Source organism: Wukongibacter baidiensis (assembly GCF_050888315.1).
Taxonomy (GTDB): Bacteria; Bacillota; Clostridia; order Peptostreptococcales; family Caminicellaceae; genus Wukongibacter; species Wukongibacter baidiensis.
This window is the reverse complement of sequence record NZ_CP138202.1, coordinates 6,265,434-6,277,883: the sequence shown is the minus strand read 5'-3', so window position 1 is coordinate 6,277,883 and position 12,450 is coordinate 6,265,434. Positions and strand designations below refer to the sequence as shown.

Sequence of the window (12,450 nt, the reverse complement as noted above, 5' to 3'; positions counted from 1 at the left end):
TACCTAAGTTCCACGTCGATTACTTTTCTTCTGAAAATAGTTTAATATCATAAAAAGTCCAGCAACTTACTATCATTCATAAAAATCTATTCTCAATTCTTTTCTTCTAAAATTCTAGTTTTATCTAGTGTTCTTTTACTCTTTAATTAAGAACATATTACAGGGTCTGGCTTTTATAATTTTTTTCAACAGTTCTGATTTATACCGACTTTTTAATTGCTTTTCCAGTGGTAATAAAAAGTTCTCTGTAGTAATCATTTTCTGCTTCTTCTTCATATTGAAGAATTATTGAGTATCCTCTATCTACTAAATCAAACTTCTTATTCATTTCTGGCATAAGCTCAATAACCCTGTATAGTAAGACTTCTGATATTTCATCATTCTCAGGTATAATTGATTTTAATTTGATATGAATATTTAACCGAGAATCTTCATCCTCATAATATCTAACAATAATTTGCTCGTCATTAATAACTTCAGCATATCCACTACACTTTCTATTACTGATATTTATAACCTTTCCAACATATAAATGAAAATGAAGTTGCATAACATCTTGACGCTTACCTCCATTAGCACAAATAACGAATCCTTCCTTTTCCATACCTAGCTCTTTTGCCGTCAAACTTGCGATATCAAGCAGATTCTTAATGATTAACACATCACTATCTTTTTTAACATCTAATAAAGTCGAAATTATCTTTCTAGGTATGAATAGAATATGCTTTTTATAGGATGGAACTGGATGGTAGAATCCAGCTACCTTTTCATTGCAATTAACATATTTAGCTGGTACCAATAGCGGTACTTTACTAATTATTAAGCCAATAATTTTTCCCATGAAGTTTCTTCTAGCAATCCAAAACATAAATTTTTTCATAATTATAGTTCCTCCATCACTACGCGCTTAATATACCGTCGGGACGGTTCTTTCGATATATTATCTATCCACATTTTTTACATCACTAAATTAATTACGCAAATTTTGTAAAATCCCTTTGACTAGTTTTGTCGAATCAAAAAGAACCTCTCTTACTCGAGAAGTTCTCTATTATTCGTTAAATACAGTTTTAGTGAAGTCCAAATAGAAGCCTGACTCTCTGCCTTTCTTTATGTTTTATAAAACTTTATTGTATTAAGAAAATAATTTGTCTTTGTATTTATTTTATAAATAGATGAGAAATTCTACTAGCTATTTCATGTCCCTCATTAAAACTGTTATAAACCCCTTTTGCCCATTTTGTAACGAGTTCTATATATTCAGCATCTGTTTCCGATTTCTCTACATCTGTTATTGTCACAACACCTCTTTTTTCTTTTTCTGGTGCTTTAATTCTTTCATCTGGATGTATAATTTTATATGAATTAACTACTTCACTTAAAAGAGGTGATAATTTATAATTCCATTTTATGTTCACATTTAACATTAAGTTTAGTCGGGTTAGATGAAAATGATTATTCCAACGACCATGAATTTCTGAATGTTGTAAAGCATGTGCGTCGACACAAAGAAATATTGTCATAAACCGAATCCCATCGTCATGATTTAGTTTATGTGTAATATAATTTGATTTTTCAACACATTCAAATAGACCTTTTTTTGTCTCTGAACCACAGAGTTGACATTTTCCATTATCTCTAATAACTAAATTATTCTTTTCAGCTTGATCCTTCCAGTCTTGCATTCATTCTGCCTCCCTATAATTATTCAATATGTTTTTTAAAAATAATTAGCAACATATCTGCTAGTAAGATATATTTCCATAGTAATAATACATTCTTCTACTATAATTTATTAGTGTTAATTAAAGTATACCCATCCGCTATCCATGCTATATCGTGTGACTATAAATCATTTTAGAAGTGTCAAGGGGTCGGAATTATTGACATTTCGTCAAAGATTTAAACATAATCTTTGAATCAAGCTATTGATTTTACTTTAAATTTGTATTAAAACTTGCCCCCTACCAAAAAACAGGTACAATTTCCTTGATACCACTAAACCTAGAGAGGGTAAGTTTTTTATAATTGGCTCTGTTAGATAATAGTGTTGTTATATAATACTTGAAAAGGATGTCTCGTAAATACATCCTTCTTTAATACATAGGTCGTTGTTCGGTATCGTAATTATTGTAATCAAGTAATTCTTTCAATAGTTTTAATGATTCTGACTCGTTTCTCTGTGGATAAACAACAAATTTGAGTTCATCACTTACATCAAAATGATGCTTCTCATCAAACAGTATTGCAAATTCTGAAAAATCTTCATTTGGTAACAGGACACCAAATTCAAAGATATTACTACTAAAAGGTACATATGATGCATTCCTGCCACTATAGTTAGATGCAACATACCTATACTTTCTTCCATTAACTTCAAGCAAGATATCATGTTTATTAGATATAAATGGTATTTTGTTATGTTTAGTAATGTCGATATTTAAATTTATTGTTCTATTTTCCTCTATACCATTAGAATAATTATAAACTCTAAAATCTTCATTTATGATCTTTCTTGAAGGCAATATTAAAATAATCAAAAGTGATATTATAATAAGCCATAATTGCTTCTTTATATGATTCAATATTTTTGCTATGACTCTATTCATACATCTTCCCCCAAAAAAACATCTAAAATTACCAACTCTTGTTCGATATTGCTCTAATCTATACGTGTTCTATACTGACACTATCCTTTTCTATATTTCACATGGTTCATAATAAAGGGTACTCCTATTGTTATTTTAGTTTAAGAGTACAATAATCATAATCTGCACCATCAATTATAATCTCTCTCATGAAATGGGAGAGTTTTTTATTTTTGATTATTTTATCAAACTCATCATTTTTCAGGATTGAATCTAGTTTACTGTCTAATTCTTCAAAGTCTAGATTTCTTCTTCTAGCTATATAACTTCTTTCATTTTTAAGCCATGTCATGTAATTTAGATTAGCTTCTTTTAATCTTGAAATATCAATATTCTTATTTCGATAAAGTGTCATCATATGATCTAACAGGAGTTCTATTGTGTGATAGTTATTAAGTTGTGTTCTATAGTATTTTAAAGGTAATCTCTGCGAAAAACCAATTGCATCCATGTACTCTCTTATTTGCTTATAAAGATTGTAATTACTGTATCTTGGTCCACCATAATCTGTATTGTTTGAGTATAAATCCTCATATTTTTTTAGTAAATGTGGATAATTTTTTGCAATTATATTAAAATATAGTTCTTTGAGTCGACCAGGACGTAGTGCTAGTACCATAGGGACTAAAAAATCAACATCTAATTCTTTTAATTTATCTAGTAAATTAATTATGTTGTCCTTTGTTTCGGTTATATATGGAAGGAAAGGCATTGCTGATATCCCAACCCCAATTCCATATGATTTTAATAGTTTTATAGCTTCAAGCCTTTCCATAACACTAGGAGCATTGGGTTCGAAAATTGAGCTAATATTTTCATCAAGAGTGGTTAAAGTAAAGTGAACATGGATATTAGCATAATCTTTCATTTCCTTAAGTATATCAATATCTCTTTCAATAAGCGTTGATTTTGTAAGTAAGGTTACTGGATATTTAATATCTCTGATGAGTTTAAGAGTTTCTCGAGTGATTTCAAGTTCTTTCTCCAAAGGCTGATATGAATCGCTAATTCCTGAAGAAATAGCTATAGTAGCATACTCTCTAAGCTTAGGCAATTCCTTTTTCAATAGATCAATTGTGTTGTTTTTAACGATGATGTCCTTCTCAAAATCACCTTCTATACGATATCTTTCAGCCCGTCCATCGCAGTATAAGCATCCATGTTCACAGGCAATATATGGAGATAAACCGTATAGTCCAGTATACCAACTATCAGGACTTTTACCTTTGTTTATTATTTTTTTTACATCTTTATAATGTGGGTTTCTCATAGTTGATACACTCCGTTCTATATGTTAAGGTTGTATATGGTATTCATTTACAACAAAATCTTTTAGCTTTACAAGTTGTTTTTTTCCTATATTTTTCTTTATAGTTTTAATTTTTCCGTTCTCTAGTTTTTTTCCTATATAATCACCTGTAATTAAATTGTAATCATCTTTAAGACTATATATTGAACCTTCGATCCCTTTATGTTCGAGTTTTGTAAATCCAATTAAATACCAGTCACTATCTTGATATCTAAATCTATAATACTGGTAGTAAGTATCATAATAGTATCCACTCCTAAACTTAATTAAAACAGACCCTCTATCTATGTATATGTCTTCAAATTCATAGCCCCACTCATCATTTTTTGAACTTATTGACAAGGTGTATGTACCATCTTCATTTCCAAAAACAATTAGTAAATTTCCTTGTGAGCTTGGTTTATCAATCGGCTCAATTATAAAGGCTTTATCGTTTATCCCATCTTTATTCAAATCTCCTTCTGCTAAAGCAAATTCACCATTGTATTTTTTTATAATATTCCATCCCTTTGGTATAAATGAACTCACATCTTTAATATCTTGGTTGCTCAGGTATCCCATTAGAGAATACGCACTAAATTCATTTGCAACGAAATCTTTTAATTTCCAAAGCTGTTTTTTCGGTAATATTCTTTTGCTAGCTATAATCCTACCATTCTCTATTTTATCCTCTATGTAATCACCTGTAATTAAATTAAAATTTCTTTGAAGAAGACACATTGCATCACCAATACGCTCATACCCACCTTCCGTAAATCCAATTAAATACCAGTCACCATCTTGATATCTAAATCTATAATACTGATGCCATCTAATAGAGCCACCCATAAACTTAATTAAAACAGACCCTCTATCTACACATATGTCTAGAAAAGGATCGCCAAAGGTTCCTCCTTCATTTGAGAGAAGTATTGCCTGTTTTGAACTTATTGACAAGGTATATGTACCATCTTTATTTCCAAAAACAATTAATAAATTTCTTTGCAAAGTCGATTTATCAATTGGCTCAATTATAAAGGCTTTATCGTTTATACCATCTTTGTTCAAATCTCCTTCTGCTAAGTCTAAAATTGCCCATCCCTTTGGTATAAACTCCTCTATACTCTTAGCAACAATATCACTATTAAGTTTATCATCATATTCGACTTCAAGGACTTCATTCTCATCTGCAAATCCATCTATCAAAAACAGATTTAAAAACACTACTACTAATATAATTCTTTTTATATAACAACGCATTCCCATACCACTTAAACCCCTTTTTAAAAATCCCATATATATACAATTGTACAGTAACCCTTAACAGTATGCAACATCACCATATAGCCCATACACGGTAAAAGCATAAATATATTTCCTTCCAAAATTCTCGATAAAGAGAAGTCACAAATATCAAGCCAGGACACGTACAAAAAACCTGAATTAAGTTACTAATTCAGGTTTCTTAGTCCACTCAACTATGCAAAGCATACTTCTTTTAGTGGTGGGTAGATGAGTTTTAGATTTACTTAACAGGTACATGAAAATACATATCTTGATCATCAAAGATCTCAAAATCATAGTTACTACTAACCTGTAATCCTTCTTTTGGAATTATTTCTTTATATATGTGTTTAACTACTTTGTCAAAATTGGGATAATCTTTATAATTATCAATTTTGAATATTGCATATTTATTAGAAGGAATATTTATCAGTTCCATCCCATTTGGAATGCATGAATCATCTGATACTTCAACTCCTGCAACATAAGTAAATTTACCATTAATATTGATCTCCTCTGTCCAAGTGTCATAGCCATAATTTATATCAACATTAACTCTATTTTCTATTTCACCAATTCGATCTTTAAATTCATCCCATAACTCCCTTATTTCATTATTCGAGTTATCTCCATAGTATTTCATACCAATTAAAATAATTTCTTTTTTTTCACCAATTGAATAGTTCATATATCCACCTCTCACTTTCTTTTGATTTACTAATGATTCTCCTTAAACATATTGCTGACTTAGCAAGTATTCATGAATCATCCTATTTGCTGTTACATTTATATTATACGGAGGATATTATGACAGCATTATGTCATAGTTAAGTATTTTTTTCTATTCCACTTATAAGTGTTTCTGCACGAGAGGGACAGGCTTTTATAATTAAGGCTTTTATAATTTTATATATCTTCTATACTTTTGACTTAAAATCTCATTAGTAGATTTTAATTTCATGATTATTAAGTACCATAATTAATTATGTTATATAATACTACTATCTCTATTATTAAGTATTATTGCTCACAGGAGGATACATATGAAAAGAATCGGTAATGGAAGAATGGCTGTAGTATATAAACTCAATGATCATCAGGCATTAAAATTGTTCAACAAAAAAGTCCCTATGGAGTTTATTATGGATGAGTATAGTATATGTAAACATGTTAATGAACTGGGGGTATCCTCGCCTAAAGTTTATGATATTATTGAGAAAGATGGTCAAAAAGGCATATTGTATGAGTTTATACCAGGAAAAACATATCTTGATATTCTCATGTCAAATGGACAAGTGGATGGCAATCCTGGGGCAGAAATGGCGAATGAGCATTTAAACATACATAACTCAAAATCAACTGTACTTAAAGATCTTAAGGATATAATCAAGGAATCTATAAGAGTCGTTGATATTGATGAAGATATAAAAGAAAAACTAATAAACTATTTAGAAAGGCTCCCTAATGGAGACACGGTCTGTCATTTAGATTTTCATCCAGATAATCTTATTAAAAATAAAGATAACTTTACTGTTATTGATTGGGCAAATGCTACTAAAGGATGCAAAGCAGCCGATGTTTATAATACTATTCTTACAATATCCTCAGGTACGGTTCCCCCTGGGACTCCGAAAGAAGTTGAGAATCTAATTAATACTATGCGGATGGAATTATCAGCAGAATATCTTGAGCATTATCTTCAAAACTCAGATATTACTAAGGAAGATGTCTATAGATGGAAACTGCCTATCTTAGTATATAGATTAAGTCATGGTATTTCTGAAGAAAGAGATGATTTAATAAGGAAAATAAAAGATCTGGCTAGTAATATATAATACATTAATTTTCTTGAGTATATAGCTATTTTCAATTTTCGATGATTAATTCAAAACTCTCCTGGTTTCAACTTGGAATATAGTTTAATCTTAAATTAATCTGTTGCCAAACTAAAAAGTAAGTGCACAAGAGAATCAGGCTTTTATAATTTTATTATTTTACATTAAGCACATATAAAAATAGACATTTTTACAGTCAGCTTCTTCTACGTCAACAGCTTTGGAATCACTATATTAATTATGCAAATTTTGTAAAACTCCTCTGACTAGTTTTATCGAATTTAAAAGAACCACTCTTTTTCAAGAGCAGTTCATTATTCTACATGAAATACAGTAAATACAGTTTTAGTCAATTAAATCTAGATAGTTCTATACTATCTAGATTTAAGCATCAGTAGAACATTTAGCTTGTTTCCACATCCTTTTTTACTTCTACTATAAATTTTTTAAAGTTGATTAAACGTCCGTTCTCGTATTTTACATCATAATCTTTTCCATTAATATTAATTTTACATTCACCATTTGGCTTCCCTTCTTCAAGTTTGCCTCTAAATAAACACTCATATAAATATGCTTCTAATTCACTACTTAATAACTCACTTGCCTGAGCTATTATTACATTAGCAATTCCTAATCTTATGCCTCTAGTATATTTATGTTCAAATTCATACATACAACCATCCCATGGTTCATCATTAATAAAAATTCCTTTGAATACTAAATCGCCTTCTTCTGTATATAACTCCCCCTCCCCCTCAAATTTTCCATTTTTAAATTCCCCAACATACATTTTTTTCTCATTTGGATGAAAAAGAGTTCCCACACCTTCCTTAATATGGCTCTTACTCATTTCACCTTTATATTGAACTTTTCCATTCTCTCTAATTTCACCATTTCCTAGTTTTGCTTCATCTTCGAATACTATTTTTACATTCCGTCCACTTTCTTCAAGATCTATCCATTCTTTTATAATTATTCCATTGGCAATTTTCTTAAATTCTTCAATTCTATCTCCTTTTTTTATCATTTCATCTCCATTACATAAATTTCCATTAGCAAATTCACCTATTTTTATCCATTCAGAACCTCCATCGTAAACTATTCTCATACCCATTCCATTGTAGTTCCCATCTTTCAAACTACCAATAAATACCTCTTTACTATTTTTGAAACACCCAATAGTGTTAACTTTTACATTATATTCTTCAATATATCCTTCCATTGGTTTACAATCATCATCAAATTTAATAATATCAAAGTAAAAATCTTCGATAATAATATCTTTTGGTTTTATACTTGCTTTGTCCAGCTCTAAATCCAAGCATATTTTTTTATCATGCCGAAATAGTTTACCACTAATAATTTTACTATCTTCATATTGAAATTAGAATAGCTTAACCCTATTATGGTATGCTCTTTCAATACCAGAAACAAACTTACCATTCTCAAATTTGCCTTTAAACCTATATTTTTCAACCTCTTCTGGGTATAGTGCACCATCATGATCATGAAATTGATTTTTATTATTCACTTTTCCTTGGAAAATTATATCTTTATCAGCTTTAATAATACTGTTGTTATATAGTTTTTCTTTATAAGTTAGTTGCTTTATTTTGTCAAGCAATTCAAAATATTCCAAGTTCAACAAAACAGTTATATCATCTGTTAAATTACACATTAAATAGTCAATAAGGATAACCTTGAAAACTTTTGAAACTAAGTTATCAATTTCATCGTCTAAGTTTTTTTCAATCAGGGTTCGACTATCCGTCTTATTCTTACTTTGTGACAGATCTGATTTATTAGAAGATGTCTCCGCTTTACTTTGCTCTAATTTCCTTACATCATCAGAAAGTTCTTTTATTGTTCATAAAGAGCTATACAATCTATATATTTTCTCCATCTCATCTATAGAAAGTTCATTTTTAAGAATGGCAACATTTTTTATGAAATCCTCTCTAACAAGCATTTTTTTTGGTTCAGGAATAGAATCATATATTCTTCTATTTATATATAGATTTTTTAAATCATTTAGTCCTAAAAGCAAATCGTAGTATAGTATTAATGCATTTTCTCTAACAATCTCTCTATCTCTATTCTCTTCCTTTCTTTTTATTTCTTCAGCTAAATTGTTGCTTTTAGCACTTGCTTTATATATCATGTAGGAAAATATTGAAGTAATACCTATAGAAAGACCTGTAGCAAAGTAATATATTAAATCTCCAATTTCAATAGCTTTATTTAAATCCACTTTTAGTAATTTCCATCCTTTAGGAAAAAATATATTAAAAATTATTTCGTACTCAGTAATATAATTTATAATATTGAACATCAAAGGTATAAACACTACAGCCAAAATAACTACTATAATTAAAATACTTTTTTCTCTATTACTCAACATCAACACCTCTTTATTTAGATAGTTATTTCATCTTATACTATATGAAATATAGGTATCTATAGATTAATTACTATTTCCAAAATTTAAATTACAGGGTCAGACTTTACTAATTTATTTCTTATCTTCAAAACCATTAATTATTGACTTGATTCGAAAAAATTTAAGTCATTTGCTATTCCTCTATTTGATATATTACAATATTTCTTACTTAATATCACTAGAGCTTTTCTTGCATCTACAAACCTTGGAACTCGATTCCTTATTATTATTTCAGCTTTACTTATACCTGTTAATTTACACACCCCTTTTTTAGATCTTCATAGCTTATTTCATTCTTAACGGAGACAGGGTACGTATTTACTGTCTCCTCGCTAAGTCTAATTTCCATTCACTAGAAATTATTATGTGAATTTGGCAAAAATCTTTTAACTAATTCTCTGGAACTAAAGAACATTTCATAAATCAAGAACGAGGTGACGGTCACTTCGTCCCCATAATTTTACTATTTGAAAATGTTATACATTAATCCGAAATTTACCTCAAACGATCAGTCTTCTAAAGTTTTATTATTGTTTTTTAAAGACATTTAAGAGTGAATGTATCCGCTGTTCACTTTTACATATTCTACTCTGACATAACCCCCCTTAAAAAATCAATATAAGTTTATCCTAATCACACCCAAAGAACAGTTGGAAAGTATCAGTCCAATATGAAAATAGCTTCTTAAATTAAAACTTCTATTTAAATATTTCACCTTAGCCCTTTCTTAAATGTTCGAAAAAAAGAGTGTTACTTGCTATTCCGTTATTACGGCATGACTTATTTCAAGTTTTTTATTACCTGTCTTTACTTCATGTTCATATAAACAAAACTTCGCTTAGAATAATAACTATCCAACAGTCCACGTAGCAATTTTGAAACCTCTTTTCTAATTATAGATTGTGTCGAGAACCGCTGTATTATGTAAAGCTACAGATGTTCAATATTCTCCCACATATTATCAAAATATTCTTCGCAAATATCCTTATGCTTGTTCATCTTTTCATGAGTATGAACAATATATTCCATTATACTCCTCATATCAATATCATACTTAGTCATTAGCTCTTTTAGTTTTTCCTCTTTATTAAACATAATATTTTTCATAATATTAGTTGTACTATGCACAATCATTTCTTCGTATATAGCCTCTCTAATTTCTGGCTTTAAACTATAGAATTCATTATAGAAGTCCTCTATATATTCTAAGAATTCGTCTAATTTGTCTTCATTATCTATAATATTTATTAAGTCATGCGTATCCAACTTCTTCCGCCTAATTTTACTTTTAATAACTAATATAATTCTTTTAACACTATCAGTTGACAAGTTCCCAATTATTCCAGATAGTGCGGCTATTGATAAAAAGTGTGCTACTTCCCCCATACTTTTAAGGCAATAATGATATTTTATCTCACCATATCGTTCATATTCCTTTTCATAAGTAAGCCTGTATTGATATCCAAATTCCACGGCATCAGCTGCGTAATCATATATTTTTTTATAACTTTCATACCCAATACTATATCCACATTCTGGACAGCATAGCTCTTTAGTATTATGAATTTTATAAATTTCTGCACACCCAAAACACAAAACTCTCTTTTTCACAATCATGCCTCCAATATATGTATAATTAATTTGCTTAACCATGGTATTTATGACAGCTAGATAAAAGTACCCTGAAAGGGTTAGTCTTTTATTATTTTCCTTTAAAACATATGCAAATGCCTACTCACTGTCACCTTCTTATCTGTTTGCAATTCGTAATCTACTATATAAATTACGCAAATTTTGTAAAATTCCTTTGACTAGTTTTGTCGAATCAAAACGAACCACTCTTCTGAGTCGTTCTCTATTATTTGTTAAATACAGTGAGCTACAGGGGAAAGCTTTTACAATTTCTGGTCCAGTAACTAATCTACGAAGCACTATCATAAATTACGATAGTTCAAATAATGTTAGCAACATATCAATTAATAATTCTTATAAAAAATACATTTTACCTATTGTAATGTAAGGTCATAAATGTTACCATGTTTATAAGGTTCTAATTATTACCTTATAATTCATCCGGAGGTGTTATAATGAGACAAAGTTTTGATGATTTTGTAGCTTCATTTCATGTAAACAAGGTTGTTGAAAACAGTTCAGTAGCTCGACACATTTACAATAATATTATTTGGAATGATAGTGTTAGGATCAAGATGGTCGAATTGTCTGAATCAGGATTACCTGCATTAGCAGCTTGTGTAAAGGAAATAGAAAAATATTGCACATCACTCCCTAGTTGTGATTTAGATCTTTGTAATGATACTGTTAAACAAACTATTGGTCGTATGGTTAGTTCTTCGATGGCGCCCTTTGGTTATACTCCCAAACACAAGCGCCCTTTGTCTAGAAAATTAAATCTTATTTACTTTGTAACAACAAAATCTTATGTTTATACTGGTAATGAAACTCAAAGAGTAGTTAAGTCTATTGTAGATTGTTAATTTATAAGGCGACACAGGAAGGATATTACAGGGTCAGATACCATGACTTCTCAATCTATTTTTTACAAAAAAAGATCATCCTAAAGATGGTATTACTATCATTTTTAAAGGACATATTCTAACTTAAAATGATCATTCAGCTCCTTACTTTATAAACCATTTATCCTGTGAATACTGGTTTGCCTATACAGTGACCTATCATACTATTTTAATTTTGATCTATAAAGAAGGGTTTAGACCAATCTGACCCACGAGCTTTTAAACTCAAGGTCTTTAATCGAATTTTCCTTACTTTATATTTATGATATAATAATTATACTGATGTAGGGCTAGATTCATTGACTTAAGATGTATATCTGTTATACCCTGAATCAATGAATCTAGCATTTCTTGTTTGCTCCTTTGTAAATGCTATCTTCCTTACTAAACTCATATCCTTCTCCTCTAATTAACAAGTCAA

General features: G+C 29.5%; 12 protein-coding genes. 2 read left to right on the top strand and 10 right to left on the bottom strand.

The features are described from left to right. Positions 1 to 199 precede the first annotated feature (199 nt). From R9X47_RS28830 to R9X47_RS28805, 6 genes are all read right to left on the bottom strand, one after another. On the bottom strand, positions 200 to 880 hold the full coding sequence (locus R9X47_RS28830) for an HIT domain-containing protein (protein ID WP_432664511.1): 681 nt from the start codon (positions 878 to 880) through the stop codon (positions 200 to 202). A 280-nt stretch (positions 881 to 1,160) separates the two neighbouring features. Further along, a complete protein-coding gene (locus R9X47_RS28825) occupies positions 1,161 to 1,685 on the bottom strand; it encodes a DUF5946 family protein (RefSeq protein WP_432664510.1) in 525 nt (174 codons plus the stop codon). A 411-nt stretch (positions 1,686 to 2,096) separates the two neighbouring features. Further along, positions 2,097 to 2,609: a hypothetical protein gene (locus R9X47_RS28820; RefSeq protein WP_432664509.1), complete on the bottom strand. Its 513-nt coding sequence runs from the start codon at positions 2,607 to 2,609 to the stop codon at positions 2,097 to 2,099. A gap of 130 nt (positions 2,610 to 2,739) precedes the next feature. Then, complete coding sequence (locus R9X47_RS28815) at positions 2,740 to 3,918, bottom strand: SPL family radical SAM protein (protein ID WP_432664508.1); 1,179 nt, start codon at positions 3,916 to 3,918, stop codon at positions 2,740 to 2,742. A 24-nt stretch (positions 3,919 to 3,942) separates the two neighbouring features. After that, positions 3,943 to 5,196 carry a hypothetical protein gene (locus tag R9X47_RS28810; protein ID WP_432664507.1) on the bottom strand — a complete coding sequence of 418 codons (1,254 nt, stop codon included), beginning with the start codon at positions 5,194 to 5,196 and terminating at the stop codon, positions 3,943 to 3,945. A 265-nt stretch (positions 5,197 to 5,461) separates the two neighbouring features. Further along, the gene (locus R9X47_RS28805; RefSeq protein WP_432664506.1) at positions 5,462 to 5,908 is read right to left on the bottom strand and encodes a GyrI-like domain-containing protein; all 447 of its coding nucleotides are present in this window, start codon (positions 5,906 to 5,908) and stop codon (positions 5,462 to 5,464) included. Between the two features lie 355 nt (positions 5,909 to 6,263). Between R9X47_RS28805 and R9X47_RS28800 the strand changes: the two genes are divergently transcribed. Next, a complete protein-coding gene (locus R9X47_RS28800) occupies positions 6,264 to 7,055 on the top strand; it encodes an aminoglycoside phosphotransferase family protein (RefSeq protein ID WP_432664505.1) in 792 nt (263 codons plus the stop codon). A 403-nt stretch (positions 7,056 to 7,458) separates the two neighbouring features. Here the strand turns inward: R9X47_RS28800 and R9X47_RS28795 are convergent, their stop codons facing one another. The 4 genes from R9X47_RS28795 to R9X47_RS28780 all read right to left on the bottom strand — a co-directional run bounded on the left by R9X47_RS28795 (position 7,459) and on the right by R9X47_RS28780 (position 11,106). Next, on the bottom strand, positions 7,459 to 8,376 hold the full coding sequence (locus R9X47_RS28795; RefSeq protein WP_432664504.1) for a hypothetical protein: 918 nt from the start codon (positions 8,374 to 8,376) through the stop codon (positions 7,459 to 7,461). A gap of 63 nt (positions 8,377 to 8,439) precedes the next feature. Next, positions 8,440 to 8,679: a hypothetical protein gene (locus R9X47_RS28790; protein WP_432664503.1), complete on the bottom strand. Its 240-nt coding sequence runs from the start codon at positions 8,677 to 8,679 to the stop codon at positions 8,440 to 8,442. Between the two features lie 243 nt (positions 8,680 to 8,922). Continuing rightward, positions 8,923 to 9,456: a hypothetical protein gene (locus R9X47_RS28785; protein WP_432664502.1), complete on the bottom strand. Its 534-nt coding sequence runs from the start codon at positions 9,454 to 9,456 to the stop codon at positions 8,923 to 8,925. A gap of 969 nt (positions 9,457 to 10,425) precedes the next feature. Beyond that, positions 10,426 to 11,106 (bottom strand): hypothetical protein, encoded by a 681-nt coding sequence (locus R9X47_RS28780; protein ID WP_432664501.1) that lies wholly within the window; start codon positions 11,104 to 11,106, stop codon positions 10,426 to 10,428. A gap of 476 nt (positions 11,107 to 11,582) precedes the next feature. On the opposite strand from R9X47_RS28780, the gene R9X47_RS28775 reads away from it, so the two are divergent. Continuing rightward, positions 11,583 to 11,990, top strand: coding sequence for a hypothetical protein (locus R9X47_RS28775; protein WP_432664500.1), 408 nt, complete (start codon positions 11,583 to 11,585; stop codon positions 11,988 to 11,990). Positions 11,991 to 12,450 lie beyond the last annotated feature (460 nt).

What these genes read in the sequence shown, in the direction of transcription:
- R9X47_RS28830 (WP_432664511.1), bottom strand. Translation starts at nt 880, where the DNA reads ATGAAAAAATTTATGTTTTGGATTGCTAGAAGAAACTTCATGGGAAAA.
- R9X47_RS28825 (WP_432664510.1), bottom strand. Translation starts at nt 1,685, where the DNA reads ATGCAAGACTGGAAGGATCAAGCTGAAAAGAATAATTTAGTTATTAGA.
- R9X47_RS28820 (WP_432664509.1), bottom strand. Translation starts at nt 2,609, where the DNA reads ATGAATAGAGTCATAGCAAAAATATTGAATCATATAAAGAAGCAATTA.
- R9X47_RS28815 (WP_432664508.1), bottom strand. Translation starts at nt 3,918, where the DNA reads ATGAGAAACCCACATTATAAAGATGTAAAAAAAATAATAAACAAAGGT.
- R9X47_RS28810 (WP_432664507.1), bottom strand. Translation starts at nt 5,196, where the DNA reads ATGCGTTGTTATATAAAAAGAATTATATTAGTAGTAGTGTTTTTAAAT.
- R9X47_RS28805 (WP_432664506.1), bottom strand. Translation starts at nt 5,908, where the DNA reads ATGAACTATTCAATTGGTGAAAAAAAAGAAATTATTTTAATTGGTATG.
- R9X47_RS28800 (WP_432664505.1), top strand. Translation starts at nt 6,264, where the DNA reads ATGAAAAGAATCGGTAATGGAAGAATGGCTGTAGTATATAAACTCAAT.
- R9X47_RS28785 (WP_432664502.1), bottom strand. Translation starts at nt 9,456, where the DNA reads ATGTTGAGTAATAGAGAAAAAAGTATTTTAATTATAGTAGTTATTTTG.
- R9X47_RS28775 (WP_432664500.1), top strand. Translation starts at nt 11,583, where the DNA reads ATGAGACAAAGTTTTGATGATTTTGTAGCTTCATTTCATGTAAACAAG.